Genomic DNA, 19,546 nt, shown 5'->3' with positions numbered 1-19,546 from the left:
CCTCCCTAGAGTTTCGCAAATTGCGCGGCTTGTTTGTCCGTCCAAAGGACGTTCAGAACAAAGCCGTCCTCGGTCTGCTCTTCGGCGCGGACCACGTCTTGGCGAAACAGCCAGGCGCGCTTGTCGCCTTCCGAGAATGCAAGGGTCAGTGTCGCCTCATGCCGCACGCCTTGCAGCTTGATTGCGATCTCGGCCAGCAGCGGGTCAATCCCCTCGCCGGTCACCGCAGAAATCGCAAAGATCGCCGTGTCGCGGTCGGCGCGGGCCAGTGTCGCGTCGCGTTCTTCGGCCTCAAGCAGATCAATCTTGTTCCAAACCTCCAGCCGAGGACGGTCTTCGTCGACGCCCAGCGAGGTCAGGATGGTTTCGACGTCCTGCGCCTGCGCTTCGGTTTCTTCGTGGCTGATGTCGCGCACATGCACGACCAGATCGGCCCCCAGAACCTCTTCCAGCGTGGCGCGGAAGGCAGCGACCAGTTCGGTCGGCAGGTTCGAGATAAAGCCCACTGTGTCTGACAGGATAACCTCGGGGCCATCGGGCAGCACAACGCGCCGCATGGTCGGGTCAAGCGTGGCGAATAACATGTCCTTGGCCATCACCTCGGCCCCGGTCAACCGGTTGAACAGCGTGGATTTTCCAGCGTTTGTATAGCCCACAAGCGCCACAATCGGATAGGGTACCTTGGCGCGCGCCGCGCGGTGCAGCGTGCGGGTCTTGACCACCTTTTGCAATTGTCGCCGCAAACGCACCAATTGTTCGTCAATCGCACGGCGGTCAGCCTCGATCTGGGTTTCGCCGGGACCGCCCACAAATCCCAAGCCCCCACGCTGACGTTCAAGGTGGGTCCAGGCCCGCACCAGCCGCGTGCGCTGATAGCTGAGCGCTGCCATCTCGACCTGCAATACCCCTTCGCGGGTTCGTGCGCGGTCGCTGAAGATCTCGAGGATCAGACCGGTGCGGTCCAGGATCTTGACCTTCCATGCTTTTTCAAGATTACGCTGCTGAACCGGAGTCACCGGACCGTCGATCAGGACCAGTTCGATATCGTTGTCGTGAAACCGCTCTCCCAGCTCTTCGATCTTACCGCTGCCAAACAGCAGGCCCGCCTGAGCACGCGGAAGGCGCACGATCTCGGAACCGACCACGTCCAGATCGGGCAAAGCGGCTGCCAGTGCAACCGCCTCTTCCAGCGCCGGTTCGGAGACACGGCGCTGTTCATCTGATTTGATTTCGGGATGCAGCACCCAGGCCCGGGTGCGCGTCCTGTCATGATCCATCAAGAGGCGTCTTCGCCCTCATACAGGCTGATCGGCTGTGACGGCATGATGGTCGATATCGCGTGTTTATACACCAGCTGCGACTGTCCGTCGCGCCGAAGCAGCACGCAGAAATTGTCGAACCAGGTGATCACACCTTGCAATTTCACACCGTTGATCAGGAAAATCGTGACCGGAACCTTAGCTTTCCGTACATTGTTCAGGAAGGCATCCTGAAGATTCTGTCTGTCCGAAGCCATATTTTTATTATCTCGCCATTGTTCTTGCTACGCGCTGCGGGCCAACGCGCTCCCTTCGGCAGAGTATGGAGCGGTGCGCGCAGATATTCCAGATGAAAAATCAGGCGTTAGCCCAATGGCCTGATGTCTTGTCAATCACGCCACAACGCCGGTGTGATCAATGCAATGATTGCCAGCGTCTCGAGCCGACCGATGACCATCGCGGCGCAGAGCGTCAATTTGGCCCAAGGGGACAGGTCGATCAGCCGGATCGGGACATCTGTGGCCAGCTCGATCAACGGCCCCGTTGTGCTGAGCGCTGCAACGCTGAGAACCATAGCCTGCTCGAACCCAACCCCAGCAGCGGCCAGCAAAAGGTCAAACACCGCCAGCGAAAGTGCAAACATCATCAGGAAGATCCAGGCGATAAAGGCTCCATCGCTCTGGATACGGCGATTGCCGCCGCCTTCACCGCTGATCGAAGACGGAAAGATCAGCCGATCAATCTCGCGCTTGCCATTCAGATAGAGCGCATAGACCCGCAGCAGCTTGACCCCTCCGGCCGTGGTCGCCACACCACCGCCAATCAGAGCTAGCCCCAGCAGGATCAGGCCGGGTGTACCAAGACCTGACAATTGTTGTGCATCATTCCAGTTGGCGCTTTCGAACCCGGCAGTGGTGAGGAAGGCCAGAACGGTAAACAACATACCCCAGATCACCTGAACCGCCTGACCGAAAGTCATCTGCAATCCCAGCTCGGCGACGCCGGCGGCAACACGGAAAAACAGCAGACAAGCCACCGCCAAGACAATCGCCAGACCGATGCGAAACTCGGGGTCTTTGTCCAGCCGGCCATACCCGGTGGTTGCGGTGTCGGCTGAAAAGGTCAGCCGCGACAAAGCAAACAGAAGGAACAGGAACAGGATCATCTCGCCGGTTGTACCTGCTGTCGACCCTTCCAAACCGCCGACCGGCGATATGCCCGAGGTCGCCATGACCGACATCGCATGGCACACAGCGGTCAGGCCTTGTTCGCCGGCGATCAAAAGCAGAATGCAAATCACCGCAGTCAGCCCTGCATAAACCGGCGCAAGGGTACGCGTGACCCGCAACAAACGACCACGCGGATCAACCTTTTCGCTCTGCGCCACACCCGAGACCGGGCGACCAGGCTGCCCCCGCGCCGTCACCTCAAAGCCCCCTAAAGACAGTGGCGCCAGAATCGCCGCCGCTGCGATCCACATCAGCAGACCACCCATCCACCCCACAAGGGCCCGCCAAAGATGCAAAGGTGCCGTCAGCCGTTCGGGATCGGGAAACAGATCGGCGCCGGTGGTTGTGACCGCGCTGATCATATCGAAATAGGCGTTCAGATAGCTGGTATTGCCCAAAGCTTCGAATAAAGGCAGCGCCAGAAACAGGGGCAGAACAGTGAATGAGGCCAGCAAAACTGCCAATTGCCCCAATGTCCCGTGTTTTGGCACTCGGTTCAGAACCGCCAGGGCAATCAGCGACACGGCAAAGAGCCCAATCAGACTGGAATAGAAAAACGCACGCGAGGTCTCGTGATCGTCCAGCACAAGCGCATAGATCGCAGGGATCCACATCGACAGCGACGCCGCCCCCCAGATCAAAAGCAGCAGCGGCAGACGCCGCAATACTCCGATCTGTTGTGCGCGCGCCCTTGCCATCAGAAAAAGTCGATCGAGACCTGCATAAGCCGCTCAACCTCGGGCACATCCTTGGCCATGGCAAAAATGGCCACCACGTCCTTCTCCTCGATCCGCAGACTGCCGGTTGGGCGCAATACCTCGTCACCCTTGCGCACAGCACCCACCAAAACACCTTCGGGGAAATCGATATCGCGCAATTTCTGACCGGCCATGGGCGAGGTCGACATGACCTCGGCCTCGATGACTTCGGCCTCGGCATCGCCAATGGAATAGACCTGCCGTACACGGCCGTGGCGGATATGGCGCAGGATCGAACTGACGGTGGTGGCGCGCGGATTGATATAGGCATCAATTCCCAGCGGCCCCATCAAGGCCACCATGCTTGGGTCATTGATCAGAGCGATGGCCAAGGCACTGCCCGCTTCTTTCGCGCGCACGGCGGCCAGCATGTTCGTGCGGTCGTCATCGGTAACAGCCAGCATTGCGTCGGCGCGCTCGATGCCTGCCTCGCTCAGCAATGCGGCATCCAACCCGTCGCCATGCAGCACGATTGTCCGCTCCAGCGCTTCAGCCGCCGCTTCTGCACATTGACGATCCCGTTCGATGATCTTGGCCCGCACCCGGCTTTCGCGCTCTTCCAGCGTGCGCGCGACCTCCAGCCCCACGTTTCCGCCACCGACGATAACCACGCGGTCCTGTTGTTTCTGCGTCTTCCCGAACACCTCCATCGTGCGGTCGACATCCTTGACGCTGGTGAACACATAGCATTCATCACCCACAAACAGTTGATCTTCGGATTCCGGGGCAAACAAGGACCCCTCGCGCCGCACCCCAACCACAATCGAACTGAGGGTCGAGAACAGGTCGGTCAGTTGTCGCAGGGGTGTGTTGACGATGGGGCAGTCTTCATCGACGCGAATACCAAGCAATTGCGCCTTGCCGTCCATGAAAAGTTCGGTGTCAAAGGCCGCAGGTGCAGACAGGCGGCGCATGGCCGCTGCGGCCACTTCGCGTTCGGGGCTGATCACTACGTCAATCGGCAGGTGATCGCGACGGAACAAGTCTGAATGGATCGCCTGCAAATAGGATTTCGAGCGCAAGCGCGCAATCTTCCGCTGGATCGAAAAAATCGAATGCGCCATCTGGCAGGTGACCATGTTGACCTCATCCGAATGGGTCGCGGCAATGATCATATCGGCGTCGCGCGCGCCTGCCCGCTCCAGCACATCAGGATAGCTGGCAAAGCCAGCAATCCCCTGCACATCCAGCGTTTCGGTGGCTCGGCGCACAAGGTCGGGATTGTTGTCGACAACTGTCACATCATTAAGTTCACCCGACAAATGCCGTGCAATCTGCCAGCCTACCTGTCCGGCGCCGCAAATGATGACCTTCATGTATCTGGCCCTTCTGCCTGAAAGCTTTGAATGACAGATGCCCCCAAAGCGGTCAATTGAATTGTCATATCCCGCAGGCTGAGGCAAGATAAGCATATGAAAACACAGCTGGCCTTGTTGATCCCAATCCTGACGCTCATGTCCTGCGGACCCATGTCGCTCTATTATCGCGAAGGTGAAAGCGTATCGCGGCTTCAGGCCGAAACGACCGCGTGTCAAGTTGCGGCCCTCAAGGACGCGCCAGTAGCTAACCAGATCCGGCAGACTCCACCGACCTATTGGCCGGGGCGGACCTATTGCGACGGCAATGGTCGCTGTCACCGCACCGCAGGCTGGTGGGAGCCGGGACGCATCTATACCGTCGATGTCAACAAAGGCCTGCGCAACACGGTCGAGGCGCAGTGCATGGCCGAAAAAGGCTTTCGTCCGGTCAGTTTGCCACCCTGCAAGTCCGGGGTAAAATCAAGCGTGCCACCTGGCCGAACAACAACCCTGCCACCGCTCAGCCCGCAATCGTGTTTTGTCAAATTCGATGACGGGTCGTTTCAGATCATCACACCGGGTCAGTCAGGCTGATTGCGCGGCGACGCGCCAAAAACCCATGCGCGGTAATTGCCAGACCATAAGACAGGATGATCGCCAGCACCATCGCGGGCTCTCCGCCCACGCCCAGAACCGCCAGCAGGATCGGAGTGCCCAGCAGGTTGCCCGCATTGCCCATCTGCGCCAGAGCCCCATAGCTGGCCGCCTGATCTGCAGCAACTGAGTTCAATTCAGGCACGGCAGCAAAACTGCCCCCCTGCACCAGGCCCAGCACAGCGAACAAGGCGACGCAGATCACCGCCAGCGGCGCACCCATAAGGGATGCAACCAGAACGGCGATGGCCAGCGAGAACCCCAGCATCGTCACCGCCACACATGAGATCACCGACGATAAAGCCGGAACCAGCGCGAAGGAAAAGGCGATGCCAGCCAAAGGCATCAGCCCCGCAACAATTGTACCCTGCCCCTCAGGCAGACGCGAGGGCAAAATGGCCAGCAAGGACACGAAGGTCAGCGTGTAAAAGAACCATCCCACCGCCGGGGCCGAGATAAAGGGTGAGCGATAGATGTTCAGATGAACCCGGGCAATCGCGGTCACGCCAAAGCCAGAGCCCTCATGCGGCCCAAGATCAACCTTAATCCGGCACGCGAGGATCAATACCGCGGTCGAGACCATCAGCGCCGCATGGGTCATGAAATAAGCGGGCAGTCCGAATTGTGAGACAAAGGGCAAGCCAATCCAGGCGTTCAGGGCAAAGGCCACACCGAAAAACGCGCTCCACAAGACCATTGCGACGTTGCGCGCCCGTCCGGTGGTGATCTGAGCGATCAAGGTTGGCGCGGCGACCACGATGGCGAGATGCGAAACGCCCTCGACCACACGGCTGGCCATCATCGCAGCAAAGCCCGGCAGGCTGGCCTGAAACGCAGAAATCGCACCACCCAGAACCAGACCAAAGATCAGCAGACGCGTTGGCCCGACCCGGCCCGCGATGGCGCCGGACAAGGCCCCCAGTACCGCGCCGATCAAGCTGATGATCGACAAGAGCCACCCGGTGTGATCGGGGTACAGCAACGCTACGTCGGCAAAAGGGACGGCGATCTTGGCGAATTGCGTGGCCGCGCCCAATCCTGCCATCCAGAGCAAAAGAACTTTGAAAATCTGTACCATGGCCCGGTTCTAGCCGGGTCTGGCACGTGCTGAAACGCATAAATTATGCGTGGCCGGGGCTTACCAACCGAACCGGCGTTCCATCTGACAGATACAAACGTTCCCACAGGATCTGACCGGCACTGATGCGGATACAGTCATGCACGGCCTCGGAGGTCTGGAACGCTTTGGGCTTGGGCATCTGAAGGTCCCACCAGCCTTCCTCTTCCAGCTCGGCTTCGGCCTTTTGGATCTCTTCTGTGGCAAATTGCCAAAGTGGTACGCCCAGCAAGGCGCTTTGGCTGGTCTTCCAATCGCGCGCACGCCCCGGCGAATACGCCAGACACCTGTGGCTGGCCTCTTCTACGAGATGCAGACATTGCGACGAATGCATCACCAGACGCTTCAACGCGGTATCCTCCATCTGCGTGCCGCCGCAGGCGCGAAAGACGGCGCGTTGCGCTGCGGCCGAAGGGGTCAGAGAGCCACTTTCCCAACGTGACACCGTTGTTTGGTTGACCCCCATCGCCTGCGCCAATGCCGATTGCTTCAACCCGACCGACCGCCGCACCCGCTTCAGGCGTTTGCCAAAGGCGGGATAGCCCGGCAGATCACTCTGCCGGTTCAGGTTCATCGATCTGGGCCACTCGTGCGCCGGATTTGTTCGAAGTCACAACGCCCAGCGATTTCAACTTGCGGTGCAACGCGCTGCGCTCCATGCCAACAAAGCTGGCGGTGCGGCTGATATTGCCACCAAATCGATTGATCTGGGTCAGCAGATACTCGCGCTCGAACGCCTCGCGGGCTTCGCGCAGCGGCAAGGTCGCCAGAGCCCCCGACAGAACGACGCGACCGGATTCGTCGGATTTTTCTTCTTCGCTCGGCAGCTCGCGCGCTTCGATCGGATCAGTGCCATCCCCCAGGATCAGCACCCGCTCGATCAGGTTCTTGAGCTGTCGCACATTGCCCGGCCAGGTCATGGTCTGCAACAAGGCGACGGCCTCATCCGACAATTCCCGCACCGGCAGGCCCTGAGTCTCGTTGCACATTTCGATGAAATGCTGCGCCAGAACCGGAATATCCTCGCGCCGTTCTTCCAGCGAAGGCACGGCAATCGGCACAACGTTCAGACGGTGATAAAGTTCCTCGCGGAACCGCTCGGCTGCGATCTCTGCCTCAAGATCGCGATTGGTCGATGAAATCACCCGCAGATCGACGCGCACTTTGTCACTGCCGCCGACCCGCTGGAATTGCTGATCCACCAGCACCCGCAGAATCTTGGACTGCGTGCCCAATGGCATATCGGCCACCTCATCGAAATAGATGACCCCGCCATGCGCCTCTTCCAACAGGCCCGATTCCACACCGCGCTCGGCCGACTCGCGCCCGAACAGCACCTCTTCGACCCGCTCAGGCTCGATCCCGGCGCAGTTGACGGTCACAAATGGTGCGTTAGCGCGGTTGGAATGAGCGTGGATATACCGCGCGGCAATCTCTTTGCCGGACCCGGCTGGCCCGCTCAGCATCACCCGACCGTTCGATTTGGTCACCTTGTCCAGATGCCCCAGCATGCCTCGGAAGGCCGCCGATTTGCCGATCATGTCCGAGCTGCTGACCTCTTTGCGCTTGAGCGAGGCATTCTCGCGACGCAGGCGCGAGGTTTCCATGGCGCGGCGGATCACCACCATCAGCTGGTCGATGTTAAAGGGCTTTTCGATAAAGTCGTAAGCGCCCTGTTTGATCGCAGCGACCGCGATCTCGATATTGCCGTGGCCCGAGATAATGACCACCGGTACATCCGGGTTGTCCCGTTTCACCGCCTTGAGAATGTCGATCCCGTCCATCCGGCTGTCTTTCAGCCAGATATCAAGGATCAACAGCCCCGGAGGCTCGGCATTGATGGCCGCCATGCAGTCATCGGAATTCCCTGCGAGCCGCGTCGAAAAGCCTTCGTCCTCAAGAATATCGGACACCAGCTCGCGGATGTCGCGTTCGTCGTCTACGATCAGAATATCGCTCATCTTTGGCCTGCTTTCACTATGTTGGTTTTAATCGCCTGTTTTGATGGCGCAGAGATTGGGGCATCGTTGACCCCCGGCAGTCGGATCACAGCCATTGCGCCAAAATGGTCCTGTCCGTCAAAGACGGGCGCATCTTCCAAGCTCAGCGCTCCGCCATGTTCTTCGATGATTTTCTTGACGATCGGCAAGCCAAGGCCCGTGCCCTCGTCCCGCGTCGTCACATAGGGTTCAAACAGCCGCGCTCGATCTTCGGGCAGGCCGATGCCGTTATCGGCAATGGTGATCTGGGTGCCCGCGTCGTCACTGGACACAACCACCTTTATCTGCGGCGCCAGATTTTCGGGCGCACCTTTTTGTTTCAGGGTTTCAATCGCTTCACCCGCGTTCTTGATCAGGTTCGTCAGCGCCTGGCTCAGCATGGTGGCATCAATATCGCCCATGATCGGCTGATCCGGCAGATCGGCTGTGATCTCCACTTCGGGCTGACCGGCCTGCTGCAGCAACACGGCCTCACGCACCATATCCACCACATCCGCCTCATGGCGATCCGGCTCGGGCATCCGGGCGAATTTCGAGAACTCATCGACAATGCGCCGCAAATCATTCGTCTGCCGCACGATCACATCGGTCATCGACACCATCGTATCGCAGTCATCCTCTTCCAGTTTGGGAGAGAATTTGCGTTTGATCCGCTCCGCGCTCAGCTGAATGGGCGTCAGAGGGTTCTTGATCTCGTGCGCAATGCGGCGGGCAACATCGCCCCAGGCCGCCATACGCTGGGCGCTGACCAGATCGGTGACGTCGTCAAAGGCCACCACATAGCCCTCCAAGCCACCATCCTCGCCACGCCGGGTCGCCATCCGCACCAGCAGGTTTTCCAACCGTCCCTTGCGGGTGACCTTGATCTCTTCCTGTACGGCCTCCTGCCCGCTTTCCTTGAGACTTTCGAACAGAGGCATGAATTCGGGCACAGCGATACCAATCGCCAGATGTTCTTCGCCCCGCGACCAGTCCAGCAAGCGTTGGGCTGAGCGGTTCACGAAGGTGACATACCCGTCCGAATCTACCCCCACAACGCCTGATGTGACCGAGCTGAGCACGGAATCGAACAAACGACGGCGGCGTTCGATCTGACGGGTGTTTTCCAGCAGCGTGTCACGCTGTCCTTTGAGCTGGCGGGTCATCTGGTTGAAGTACCGCCCCAGCATCGCGATCTCGTCATCGCTTTTCTCTTCGATCACCTGGACGCTCAAATCCCCTGCCCCGACGCGCTGCGCCGCAGTCGTCAACCGCCCGACCGGGCGCGACAGGCGTTCGGCAAACCACATCCCCAAAGACATGGCCGCCAGGATCAGAATGACCGCAAATCCCAGATAGAGCAGGCCAAATTGAAACAGAACCCGCCCACGGTCGCTTTCAAGCTGGCTGTAGAACTGGGCCGTTTCCTTGGTTTCATCCAACAGCGTGAGCAACTCGCCATCGACTTCGCGACTGACATAAAGATAACGATCCGTGTAGGCCCTGAGCGGCACGAGGGCCCGAAACTCGCTATTGGCCCAATCGGCGATGATCGCGACGCGCGCATCCTGCGCTTCGATCATCTGTTCGGGCGTCGGCTGTTCATAGTCGAACAGGTAGGATCTGTCGCCGCGTGCGCGGATCTCCCCGCTGCCGTCGATCACATAAGCCTCGCGCAGGCCACGTTGGATCTGGCCTTGCCCTTGCGCCAATACCTCGCGTAGTTCGGCATCCGAGATATAGAAATCCAGCGACCGAGCGTTGTCGAGAAACCGCGCCAGGACCACCGCATCCTGAGTCAGGCCCTGCCGGTGTTCTTGTTCATAGGCTTCGGCGGCGCTGAGCGAGGATCCAACCACCCCGCGCACCCGATCCGAAAACCAGCCTTCAAGCCCGATATTCACCGTTAGCCCGGCAAAAATCGCCACGGTCACCGTGGGGACCAGCGCCAGCAGCGTAAACGCGCCGATCAAGCGCAAATGCAGCCGCGAGCCGGCGGATTTTGCACGGCGTGCCGCAATCAGACTGCCAAGCTGGCCCAGCACCAGAGCGGCCACAACCAGCACGTAAACCAGATCGGCAAGAAGAATCAGACGCAGGGTCGGCGCCGCAGCACCCAGATCAAAGGGACCAATAACCAGATAGGTTGCAAACGCCAGAACGGGGCCCAGCATAACCAAGCCCAAGGTGCTGAAATTGCGCAGTTTCCGGGACTTTCGCCACCGGTTAATCGCTGGAATAGGCCCGCTCTGTGCCCGCGTTGCCACCGTCTGCCCTCATCCTGATGTGCCGCTTGCGCGGCTAACCGCCATATCTCGTGGTCTTTCCCAGCTTTGAACCTGGACGCCACAGTTTGTGTGGCGATATTACATCAGTTTGCGACGGCGTGTCACCTGAATATCGAGGTCAGTTATCTTTTTCCGCAGCGTATTCCTGTTGATTCCCAATAAATCGGCACATTTCGCCTGATTTCCGCCGGTTGCGTCCAAGGCAATCTCGATCAAAGGCGCCTCGACCTCGCGCAGAATGCGCTGATACAGACCCGGAGGTGGCAAGATATTGCCGTGCAGGTCGAAATATCGGCGCAAATGGCGCGCGACCGAGGTCGACAGTTTTTCGCGCTCGCCATCCCCCAAAACCGGTTCGGCCTCGGGCTGGCTACCCAGAACCAGCTCGACCTCGGCCTTGGAAATCTCTTTCGCCCGGCTGGTCAGGCTCAGCCTGCGGATCGCGTTTTCCAACTGCCGCACATTGCCGGGCCAGGAATAGCGGCGCACCAGCTCTACCGCTTCGGGGCTGAGCCAACGTTTGATACCTGTCTCGCGCTCTTCCCGCGTGAGGAAATGTTCAGCCAGCAAGGTGATATCATCTACCCGCTCACGCAGCGCTGGCACGTGAATAGTTGCTCCGCACAGGCGATAATATAGATCCTGCCGCAGACGCCCGGTCTCCATCGCTTCGGTCAGATCACCCTGGCTGGTGGCCATGAACCGTGGCACATGATCACCAGGAGTATCCATCATGCGCACGATGCGCGCCTGAATCTCGTCTTCGATATCGGTGATCTCGTCGATCAGCAGAGTGCCCCCACGCACGCGTGCCATCACCCGTGCCGGGCCTTCCAGATCACTCAGGTCAGCTGCCGTGGCCGTTACAAACGGCAGGGTCCTACGATCCGAAAAATCGTGAATAGCACGTGCAATCAGAGACTTACCTGACCCACTTTCACCAGAAATCATCACCGGCAAATCGGTGTTCATCACCCGCGCGACAAGCCGATAAAGTGCCTGCATCAGCGGTGTGCGTCCAACCAGAGGTAACTCATCGGGACGGTCTTCTGCTGCCTCCTGTGCGTCGGGAATGTTGCGTTGCTTCTGCTCAAGCGCGCGCGCGGTGCGCTTCATCAGGTCCGGCAGATCAAAGGGTTTCGGCAAATAGTCATAGGCATCCGCTTCAGCGGCCTGAATCGCCGTCATGATCGTGTTCTGCGCCGAGATGACAATCACCGGCAAACCGGGCCGGTCCTGCGCAATCTTGGGCAGCATCTCAAGCCCGTTGCCATCGGGCATGACTACATCCGAGATCACGACGTCCCCCTTGCCCTCTGCCACCCAGCGCATCAGCGTTGTCAGCGACGAGGTTGCGTGCACCTTGCACCCGGCGCGGGTCAGAGCCTGTGTCAAAACCGTACGAATGGTTCGGTCGTCGTCGGCAACCAGAATAGTGCCATCCATCAGCTGCTCTCCTTTTTGCTTTCTTTGGGCGCCCGCCGCAGGGACAGGCGAAATACGGTGCGTCCGGGGACCGAGTCAGCCGATATCCAGCCGTCATGGTCCGAGACGATTTTGCTAACCAGCGCCAGACCAAGCCCGGTGCCGTTTTCCTTGCCCGACACGAACGGGTCAAAAATATCGCTACGAATTTTCTCGGGCAGGCCAGGGCCATCATCGATAATCTCGATTTGCAAGGGCAGCGAATGGCCCGACCCGTCACTGCGACGCAGGCGGAACGAGTGTTCGAAATAGGTGCGCAGGCGAATGGTTCCGCCCTTGGGGTCAGCAGCTTCCGAGGCGTTCTTGAGAAGGTTCAGAACCACTTGCAGGAACTGATCCGGGTCACCATAGGCCAGAGGCAAGGACGGATCATAATCCTCGATAATGGTCATGTGGGCACCAAAGCCCAGCAGCGCCGACCTGCGCGCACGGTCCAGCACGTCATGGATATTGACCGGCTTGAAATCAGGCACGGACAGGTTCCCGAACTGCTCGACCTGCTCCAACAGCTTCACGATCCTGCGGGTTTCAGCCACGATAAGATCAGTAAGTTCAAGATCTTCCGCCGGTATATTCATGCTCAGCAGTTGCGCCGCGCCGGTGATCCCGGCCAGCGGGTTCTTGATTTCATGCGCCAGCATCTCGGCCATGCCAATGGCCGATTGCGCGGCCGATTTCACCGTATTGCCTCGCGTCATGCGCCCGGCCAGCTCGCGTGGCGAGATGGTCATGATCATCGAGCCCTCATGCCCGACCAGCGGCGCGATCTGAAGCGCGCATTGCAGAGGTGCCCGGTTGCCGGACCCAACATCAACATCATTGACAAAGAGCGGCGTGCTTTGTGCACGGGCGCGCAGGAACGCCTCTTCCAAGGGCGCGTCAACGGCGATCATGTCCCAGACCGGCGTGCCGATCACCGCCTTGCGCGACGCGTTCAGAAACCCTTCGCCCGAAGAATTCACGTCAGCAATCCGGTCTTCGGGGTCAATGATAAAGGCCGGAACGGGCAGCGAGGCCCATATGCTTTTGTCCGAGTTCATGCCGCCACCTGCTCAACCGGAGTTAAAGCATCTGCAAGCAGGCGCATGACTTCTTCGGGATCTCGCGACGTCAGAACCGCACGACGCAGCTGCGGCGGCGTTCCGGCCTCATCCATGTACCATCCCAGATGTTTGCGGGCGACGCGCAGGCCCAGATCCCGGCCATAGAAGCTCAACATCGCCTGATAATGCGCACGCACCATGTCAATCAGATCGTCACCTTCGGGAACCTCGGGTGCGGTCTGTCCAAAAAGATCGTGGCACACCTGCGCCAACAGCCAGGGCTTGCCCTGCGCACCGCGCCCGATCATCACGCCATCTGCACCGGATTGGTCTAACGCGCCGCGCGCGGCGGCGCTGTCCACGATATCACCGTTGGCAATGACAGGGATCGAAACTGCCTCAGACACCGCCCGGATGGCCCGCCAGTCGGCATGGCCCTTGTAAAACTGACAGCGCGTGCGCCCGTGAATGGTGACCATCTGAACCCCAGCATCCTGCGCCCGGCGCGCGACCACGGGCGCGTTCAGCAATGCGTCATCCCAACCCAGCCGGGTTTTCAACGTCACAGGCACGTCCACGGCGGCAACCACAGCCTCAATCAGCGTCAGCGCGTGATCTGGGGTCTTCAACAAGGCTGAACCGGAATAGCCATTGGTCACCTTCTTGGCGGGGCAGCCCATATTGATATCGATTACCCGCGCGCCGCGATCTGCCACTTGTCGCGCAGCTTCGGCCATCCAATGCGCCTCGCGCCCGGCCAGTTGCACAGCGGTGTTTTCCACATCCGCCGACAGTTCGGCCCGCTCCCGGACACCGGGCTTGGCCTGCACCATCTCTTGACTGGCGACCATTTCGCTCACCACCAACCCCGCACCAAAGCGCATCACCAGATCGCGAAACGGGCGATCGGTGATTCCGGCCATGGGGGCCAGCAAAACAGGTGGTGACACGTCTTTGTCAGCGAGGCGCAGTGTCAATGTGCTTAATCCTTAGGCAATTACCGCTTTGATACCGGGTCTTGAGGGGGTGAACAATGAATCGCAAGGCAATAAGCCTGCAAAATCATCACCTGCCTAATTTTTAATCACTCGATCAGAGGTGATTGCCACTGCATTCACCGCCCCCTAAACAAAGCCCAAGACAGGAGCCGATTTGACCATGACCACAGCCGCCATCATCGTCGCCGCAGGACGCGGAATACGCGCCGGTGGCGGTGTTCCAAAGCAGTGGCGCAGCCTGGCCGGGCGACGCGTCGCGGACTGGACGCTGGACCGGTTACGCGGGGCGGTTGATCACGTTGTTCTGGTCCTGTCAGAAGACGACCGGGCACCCTGGGACGAGTTCCGCAAAAGCGACCTGATCCTGGCGCCTGGGGGCGCGGATCGCGCGGGCTCGGTAAGCAATGGATTGCAGGCTTTGACAGGTCTGGGTGTGGAAAAGGTGCTGATCCACGATGTAGCGCGCCCATGCGTGTCTGCGCGCATCATAAAGGACGTGGTCGAGGCCCTGAACACCCACCAAGCTGCAGCGCCGGGCCTTGCAGTAACCGACGCGTTGTGGGTGGGATCAGAGGACACCGTCAAAGGGGTGCAGGATCGCAGCAGCCTGTTTGCCGCGCAGACCCCGCAAGGGTTTCACTATGACGCCATTGTCGCCGCCCATGCGGCACATTCCGGCGGGGCCGCAGATGATGTCGAAGTCGCCCGCGCCGCAGGGCTGGATGTGCATATCGTGCCGGGCGATGCGGATAATCTGAAAATCACCCGACCCGAGGATTTTGCCCGGGCGGAACGGATATTGGGAACGGAAATGGATGTAAGGCTGGGCAACGGATATGACGTGCACCGCTTTGGCGACGGAGATCACGTGATCCTGTGTGGTGTCAAAATACCCCACAGTCGCGGGTTGCAGGGGCATTCGGATGCGGATGTCGGGATGCACGCGGTCACCGATGCGATCTATGGCGCACTGGCGCAGGGCGATATCGGCCAGCATTTTCCGCCCTCTGACCCGCAATGGAAAGGCGCGGCCAGCGAGATCTTTCTGCGCCACGCCGTCGCGCTGGCCAGTGACATGGGCTATGCCATCTCGAACGTCGATTGCACCTTGGTTTGCGAATTTCCCAAAATCGGCCCCCATGCCCAGGCCATGCGGGAAGAAATGTCGAAAATCATGGGCTTGCGGACAGATCAGGTTTCGGTCAAAGCCACCACGTCCGAGCGTTTGGGCTTTACCGGTCGCAGCGAAGGCATCGCTGCCTTGGCCACGGCCTGTCTGGTGGAATCATGACCCTTGCGCGCCTGATTGGCACGGTGGGCGGTGTCGGCTATCTGCGTCCTGCCCCGGGCACCTGGGGCTCGGTTGCGGCGCTGCCTTTGGCCTGGCTGTTGCATGTGATCGGCGGCTTCCCCTTGCTTGTGCTGGCCACACTTGCGGTTTTCGCTGCCGGGCTTTGGGCCACGGGTGTAATGACGGCAGGGCAAGACGATCACGACCCATCCGAGATTGTCGTCGACGAGGTTGCAGGACAGTTCATCGCGATCTGGGCAATCTCCTACCCCAGCTGGGCGCATGGGATCGAGATCACCGCACTCTGGCCCGGTTGGCTGGCCGGATTTCTGCTGTTCCGCCTGTTCGACATCACCAAACCCGGCCCCGTCGGCTGGGCCGACCGCAGGGGCGACCCGATGGGCGTGATGCTGGATGATGTCATCGCCGGCTTCTTTGCCGCGATTGGCGTCATGGCTTTGGCCGGCATCGCGCATGGGGTATTGGGCCTGTGAACGTATCCAAGCTTCTTGATCTGGCCAAAGCGCGCGGTGTCATGATCGCAACTGCCGAAAGCTGCACCGGCGGCATGGTAGCGGCGGCGCTGACGGATATTCCCGGAAGCTCAGCGGTCGTGGATCGTGGCTTTGTGACCTACACCAACGATGCAAAGGAACAGATGTTGGGTGTACGGGCGCAGACTTTGAACACTTACGGCGCTGTTTCAGAGCAGGTTGCGCATGAAATGGCTGAAGGCGCCCTGCAGCACTCAAACGCGCAGTTGGCGGTGTCGATCACCGGAATCGCGGGCCCCGGCGGCTCTGACTACAAGCCCGAGGGCCGCGTTTGCTTTGGTCTGGCCTTCAAAGGCCATGTCACACAGACGGAAACGGTGGAGTTTGGCGCGCTCGGACGCGACAAAGTACGCCAATCCGCGCGCGATCACGCGTTGACGCTGCTGCGCGACGCGCTTTTGCCAACCGACGATACCTGAGCTTGCTCGAACAATCAGGCTCGACTCTGGCCCGAAGGTCAGGCTATCAGCCCGCAACATTCCCTTAGCCCAGAGGTTTGCGCCATGATCCCCAGTTCTTTCCCCGATAGCACCGAAATCGCCCGCCTGACTGCGCGGATGCTGCTGGAGATCAAGGCCGTTCATTTCAATGCGCGCGAGCCGTTCACGCTGTCTTCTGGTCTGCCCAGCCCGACCTATATCGACTGCCGCAAGCTGATCTCATACCCGCGCATCCGTTCGACCCTGATGGATTTCCTGACGGTCACCGTGATGCGGGATGCGGGGTTTGAGGCGTTTGACAACATCGCAGGGGGCGAGACGGCGGGCATCCCCTTCGCCGCCATGGTGGCCGAGCGTATGGCGCTGCCGATGACCTATGTGCGCAAGAAACCCAAAGGCTACGGCCGCAATGCCCGTATCGAAGGCACGATGGGCGAAGGCGATCGGGTGCTGCTGGTCGAGGACCTGACCACCGATGGTGGATCAAAACTGTCTTTTGTCGACGCGATCCGCGAAACAGGGGCCACCTGCGGGCACACGGCGGTGGTTTTCTATTATGGTATTTTCCCAGAGACTGAAAAGACTCTGGGCGATCACGGCATAACCCTGCATTCGCTGTGCACCTGGTGGGATGTTCTGGCCGAGGCCAAAGCGCAAAAGGTCTTTGACGCAGAGACCCTTAGCGGGGTCGAGGCATTTCTGAACGACCCACGTGGCTGGCAAGAGGCTAATAAATCCAGTTAAATCTGTTGTGGATGGATTGGGGATAAGCCCACAAGAATCGGAACTTCGCCTACGATATCTGGTGACTTTCGCTTCAATTCCTACATAATAAGCCAAGCGCATTCAGATATCCAAACTGTCCGGAAAGTTATCCCAAGGCTTTACCCCAACTTAGCCACAGGTATTTCCAGATAGCTTGTGGTGGTGTTTCGCGTGTAGAACCGGCGCACGGGCAGCGGGGACAAGATGAACGAGATAAGCAGTATCGAGCAGGCAGCGGCACAGATTCAGAACGCCGAAACAATGCCGCATTCGATCGAGGCCGAGCAGCAGCTTTTGGGCGCGATCCTGACCAACAACGATCTTTATGATCGTGTGGCATCGATCATCGGGGCCGAGCATTTCTATGACCCGGTCCATGCCCGCATCTATGAGGTGGCAGCCAATCGCATCGCCAAGAATGCGCTGGCTTCCCCCGTAACGCTGAAGTCATTCATGGCCGAAGATGAGGGCCTGAAAGAACTGGGTGGCCCCGCCTATCTGGTCAAGCTGGCCGGGGCCTCGATCAGCGCCTTTGCGGTGCATGATTATGCCCAGATGATCTATGACCTGGCCATCCGGCGCGAGCTGATCCGGTTGGGTCGCGACATCTCGGACAAGGCGGCGCGGGTCGATGTCAGCAGCGAACCAAAAGAACAAATCGTCGAGGCCGAGCAACAGCTCTATCAGCTTTCCGAGCAGGGCCAGACCGAACAAGGATTTCAATCCTTCCTCAAGGCGGTCACAGAAGCCGTCAACGTCACCAACGAGGCCTACCAGCGTGGTGGCGGCATGGCGGGGATTTCCACCGGTCTGGCCGATCTCGATAAACAACTGGGCGGGCTGCACCCGTCCGATCTGATCATTCTGGCGGGGCGGCCCTCGATGGGTAAAACCTCGCTGGCGACCAACGTCGCCTTTAATGTGGCCAAGGCCTATAAGCGCGGTTTGAAGCCGGACGGATCCGAGGGCGCGATTGATGGCGGCGTCGTCGGGTTCTTTTCACTTGAAATGAGCGCCGAGCAGCTTGCGGGCCGGGTTCTGGCCGAAGCCTCGGAAATTTCCAGCCACAAGATCCGTCAAGGCGACATGACCGAGGCCGAATTTCGCCGTTTCGTGGACGCGGCCAAGGAATTGGAAGCCTGCCCCCTCTTCATCGATGACACCCCCGCCCTCCCGATCTCTCAGCTTGCCGCGCGTGCGCGGCGGCTGAAGAGAACCCACGGGCTTGATCTGCTGGTCATCGACTATCTGCAACTGTGCCGCGGCATGTCCGACAACCGCGTGAATGAGATTGCCGAAATCTCGATGGGGATGAAAGCCATCGCCAAAGAGTTGAATATCCCGGTGATCGCTTTGTCTCAGCTCAGCCGTCAGGTCGAAAACCGCGACGACAAGCGCCCGCAATTGTCAGACCTGCGGGAATCGGGCTCGATCGAGCAGGATGCCGACGTGGTGATGTTCGTGTTCCGCGAAGAATACTACAAGGAACGGGAAAAGCCGGGCGATCACGAGTTGGAAAAGATGGAAGAGTGGAAGCAGGCCATGGAGCGTCTGCACGGCAAGGCCGAGGTTATCGTCGGCAAGCAACGCCATGGCCCCATCGGCACGGTCGAGCTGTCGTTCGAAGCGCAATTCACGCGGTTCGGCAATCTGGTCAAGCCTTGGCAGCAAAGCGGTGAGATCGAGGGGTACTGACCCCCTTGTCGTTGCGGGAAAACGGTTCGACCTGGCGGTGGTGGTCAACTCACCAAAGGTTGGGATTGTTCAATGCCGCAACACACCGGGATTGGCCCTGCAAAGGGGCCAACGCCTCGTCTGTCAGCGATTGTCCCAACCACCCATGCGGATAGCTGAGCGGTAAAGGCGGTTGCGCAACCTCTGACGTAATGGGCAGAAAGCCGGATTTGCCATAATACGCCGGGTCGCCATAGGTCAGAACCACATCGACTTTCTGTAAACGCATTTGATCCAATCCGAATCCGATCAGCCTCTGCCCAATGCCTTCCCTTTGCCGCTCGCTGTGAACGGCCACAGGGGACAAGATGAATACCATGCGTGTATCTTCGGCAAACCGCATCCGAGACCAGCAGAGGCAGCCGACCAGCGCATGCTCGTCGTGAGCGGTGCACACCAGCACGTCCTCAGCTGGGGTTGTCGCCAGCAGATCAGTTACGAATTCGCCGATCAACGCGCCTTCGCCGGGCCCCTCTGACGCCGAAAAAACCGACGCGAAAAACGCGACGATCTCGGCCTGGTGATCTTTGTGGCCGGTAGAAAATTCCATTTGTTCTTCCGTTTCCGATTACGATGCCAGACTGCATTCAACTTAGCGCTGAAAAGCGCGAAACGATGCACTCTGGTGTAAGAGATCTAACGGTCATTTGAGCA

General features: G+C 59.5%; 18 protein-coding genes. 6 read left to right on the top strand and 12 right to left on the bottom strand.

The features are described 5' to 3' along the window. Positions 1–5 precede the first annotated feature (5 nt). The 4 genes from hflX to trkA form a co-directional block, all read right to left on the bottom strand. On the bottom strand, positions 6–1,277 hold the full coding sequence (hflX, locus tag GOV38_RS01360; protein ID WP_171207351.1) for a GTPase HflX: 1,272 nt from the start codon (positions 1,275–1,277) through the stop codon (positions 6–8). Next, positions 1,277–1,516: an RNA chaperone Hfq gene (gene hfq, locus GOV38_RS01355; RefSeq protein WP_010440340.1), complete on the bottom strand. Its 240-nt coding sequence runs from the start codon at positions 1,514–1,516 to the stop codon at positions 1,277–1,279. Before hfq ends, hflX begins: the two co-directional genes overlap by 1 nt. 131 nt (positions 1,517–1,647) lie before the next feature. Beyond that, positions 1,648–3,186, bottom strand: a complete 1,539-nt coding sequence (locus GOV38_RS01350; protein WP_171207350.1) for a potassium transporter TrkG — start codon at positions 3,184–3,186, stop codon at positions 1,648–1,650. Then, positions 3,186–4,562: a Trk system potassium transporter TrkA gene (gene trkA / locus GOV38_RS01345; RefSeq protein WP_171099430.1), complete on the bottom strand. Its 1,377-nt coding sequence runs from the start codon at positions 4,560–4,562 to the stop codon at positions 3,186–3,188. Before trkA ends, GOV38_RS01350 begins: the two co-directional genes overlap by 1 nt. 96 nt (positions 4,563–4,658) lie before the next feature. Here trkA and GOV38_RS01340 point away from each other — a divergent pair, with 96 nt between their 5' ends. Further along, positions 4,659–5,138 (top strand): hypothetical protein, encoded by a 480-nt coding sequence (locus GOV38_RS01340; RefSeq protein WP_171129774.1) that lies wholly within the window; start codon positions 4,659–4,661, stop codon positions 5,136–5,138. Here the strand turns inward: GOV38_RS01340 and GOV38_RS01335 are convergent. The 7 genes from GOV38_RS01335 to dusB form a co-directional block, all read right to left on the bottom strand. Next, the gene (locus GOV38_RS01335; protein ID WP_171207349.1) at positions 5,116–6,276 is read right to left on the bottom strand and encodes an MFS transporter; all 1,161 of its coding nucleotides are present in this window, start codon (positions 6,274–6,276) and stop codon (positions 5,116–5,118) included. The two genes, GOV38_RS01340 and GOV38_RS01335, sit on opposite strands and share 23 nt — an antisense overlap. Before the next feature lie 43 nt (positions 6,277–6,319). Next, on the bottom strand, positions 6,320–6,889 hold the full coding sequence (locus tag GOV38_RS01330) for a helix-turn-helix domain-containing protein (RefSeq protein WP_171207348.1): 570 nt from the start codon (positions 6,887–6,889) through the stop codon (positions 6,320–6,322). Continuing rightward, entirely contained in the window at positions 6,867–8,276 is a 1,410-nt protein-coding gene (locus GOV38_RS01325; protein ID WP_171099434.1) for a sigma-54 dependent transcriptional regulator, read from the bottom strand. The genes GOV38_RS01330 and GOV38_RS01325 overlap by 23 nt, the downstream gene beginning before the upstream one ends. After that, positions 8,273–10,468, bottom strand: a complete 2,196-nt coding sequence (locus tag GOV38_RS01320; RefSeq protein ID WP_254430424.1) for a PAS domain-containing sensor histidine kinase — start codon at positions 10,466–10,468, stop codon at positions 8,273–8,275. The genes GOV38_RS01325 and GOV38_RS01320 overlap by 4 nt, the downstream gene beginning before the upstream one ends. Positions 10,469–10,660: 192 nt before the next feature. Then, a complete protein-coding gene (locus GOV38_RS01315) occupies positions 10,661–12,028 on the bottom strand; it encodes a response regulator (protein WP_171129783.1) in 1,368 nt (455 codons plus the stop codon). Further along, positions 12,028–13,107 carry a nitrogen regulation protein NR(II) gene (locus tag GOV38_RS01310; protein ID WP_171099438.1) on the bottom strand — a complete coding sequence of 360 codons (1,080 nt, stop codon included), beginning with the start codon at positions 13,105–13,107 and terminating at the stop codon, positions 12,028–12,030. The genes GOV38_RS01315 and GOV38_RS01310 overlap by 1 nt, the downstream gene beginning before the upstream one ends. Further along, a complete protein-coding gene (gene dusB, locus GOV38_RS01305; protein ID WP_171207346.1) occupies positions 13,104–14,087 on the bottom strand; it encodes a tRNA dihydrouridine synthase DusB in 984 nt (327 codons plus the stop codon). The genes GOV38_RS01310 and dusB overlap by 4 nt, the downstream gene beginning before the upstream one ends. A 181-nt stretch (positions 14,088–14,268) precedes the next feature. On the opposite strand from dusB, the gene GOV38_RS01300 reads away from it, so the two are divergent. From GOV38_RS01300 to GOV38_RS01280, 5 genes are all read left to right on the top strand, one after another. Then, complete coding sequence (locus GOV38_RS01300; protein WP_171207345.1) at positions 14,269–15,399, top strand: bifunctional 2-C-methyl-D-erythritol 4-phosphate cytidylyltransferase/2-C-methyl-D-erythritol 2,4-cyclodiphosphate synthase; 1,131 nt, start codon at positions 14,269–14,271, stop codon at positions 15,397–15,399. Continuing rightward, positions 15,396–15,893, top strand: a complete 498-nt coding sequence (locus GOV38_RS01295; protein WP_171207344.1) for a phosphatidylglycerophosphatase A — start codon at positions 15,396–15,398, stop codon at positions 15,891–15,893. Before GOV38_RS01300 ends, GOV38_RS01295 begins: the two co-directional genes overlap by 4 nt. Next, positions 15,890–16,372: a CinA family protein gene (locus GOV38_RS01290; protein WP_171207343.1), complete on the top strand. Its 483-nt coding sequence runs from the start codon at positions 15,890–15,892 to the stop codon at positions 16,370–16,372. The genes GOV38_RS01295 and GOV38_RS01290 overlap by 4 nt, the downstream gene beginning before the upstream one ends. 84 nt (positions 16,373–16,456) lie before the next feature. Beyond that, on the top strand, positions 16,457–17,137 hold the full coding sequence (locus GOV38_RS01285) for an orotate phosphoribosyltransferase (RefSeq protein ID WP_171207342.1): 681 nt from the start codon (positions 16,457–16,459) through the stop codon (positions 17,135–17,137). A gap of 225 nt (positions 17,138–17,362) precedes the next feature. After that, on the top strand, positions 17,363–18,853 hold the full coding sequence (locus tag GOV38_RS01280; RefSeq protein ID WP_171099448.1) for a replicative DNA helicase: 1,491 nt from the start codon (positions 17,363–17,365) through the stop codon (positions 18,851–18,853). 49 nt (positions 18,854–18,902) lie between these two features. On the opposite strand, the gene GOV38_RS01275 is transcribed toward GOV38_RS01280, so the two are convergent. Further along, positions 18,903–19,442 carry a GNAT family N-acetyltransferase gene (locus tag GOV38_RS01275; protein ID WP_171207341.1) on the bottom strand — a complete coding sequence of 180 codons (540 nt, stop codon included), beginning with the start codon at positions 19,440–19,442 and terminating at the stop codon, positions 18,903–18,905. Between the last annotated feature and the right edge of the window lie 104 nt (positions 19,443–19,546).

Origin of the sequence: Ruegeria sp. HKCCA5839 (genome assembly GCF_013035585.1) — a bacterium.
GTDB lineage: Bacteria > Pseudomonadota > Alphaproteobacteria > Rhodobacterales > Rhodobacteraceae > Ruegeria.
The sequence above is the reverse complement of the archived record's forward strand: the minus strand, read 5'-3'. Positions and strand labels throughout refer to the sequence as shown.

Coding starts and splice junctions, on each gene's coding strand:
- hfq (WP_010440340.1), bottom strand. CDS start 1,516: ATGGCTTCGGACAGACAGAATCTTCAGGATGCCTTCCTGAACAATGTA.
- GOV38_RS01330 (WP_171207348.1), bottom strand. CDS start 6,889: ATGAACCTGAACCGGCAGAGTGATCTGCCGGGCTATCCCGCCTTTGGC.
- GOV38_RS01295 (WP_171207344.1), top strand. CDS start 15,396: ATGACCCTTGCGCGCCTGATTGGCACGGTGGGCGGTGTCGGCTATCTG.
- GOV38_RS01350 (WP_171207350.1), bottom strand. CDS start 3,186: ATGGCAAGGGCGCGCGCACAACAGATCGGAGTATTGCGGCGTCTGCCG.
- GOV38_RS01320 (WP_254430424.1), bottom strand. CDS start 10,468: ATGCTGGGCCCCGTTCTGGCGTTTGCAACCTATCTGGTTATTGGTCCC.
- GOV38_RS01315 (WP_171129783.1), bottom strand. CDS start 12,028: ATGGATGGCACTATTCTGGTTGCCGACGACGACCGAACCATTCGTACG.
- GOV38_RS01325 (WP_171099434.1), bottom strand. CDS start 8,276: ATGAGCGATATTCTGATCGTAGACGACGAACGCGACATCCGCGAGCTG.
- hflX (WP_171207351.1), bottom strand. CDS start 1,277: ATGGATCATGACAGGACGCGCACCCGGGCCTGGGTGCTGCATCCCGAA.
- GOV38_RS01335 (WP_171207349.1), bottom strand. CDS start 6,276: ATGGTACAGATTTTCAAAGTTCTTTTGCTCTGGATGGCAGGATTGGGC.
- GOV38_RS01340 (WP_171129774.1), top strand. CDS start 4,659: ATGAAAACACAGCTGGCCTTGTTGATCCCAATCCTGACGCTCATGTCC.
- trkA (WP_171099430.1), bottom strand. CDS start 4,562: ATGAAGGTCATCATTTGCGGCGCCGGACAGGTAGGCTGGCAGATTGCA.
- GOV38_RS01280 (WP_171099448.1), top strand. CDS start 17,363: ATGAACGAGATAAGCAGTATCGAGCAGGCAGCGGCACAGATTCAGAAC.
- GOV38_RS01275 (WP_171207341.1), bottom strand. CDS start 19,442: ATGGAATTTTCTACCGGCCACAAAGATCACCAGGCCGAGATCGTCGCG.
- GOV38_RS01285 (WP_171207342.1), top strand. CDS start 16,457: ATGATCCCCAGTTCTTTCCCCGATAGCACCGAAATCGCCCGCCTGACT.
- GOV38_RS01310 (WP_171099438.1), bottom strand. CDS start 13,107: ATGAACTCGGACAAAAGCATATGGGCCTCGCTGCCCGTTCCGGCCTTT.
- GOV38_RS01300 (WP_171207345.1), top strand. CDS start 14,269: ATGACCACAGCCGCCATCATCGTCGCCGCAGGACGCGGAATACGCGCC.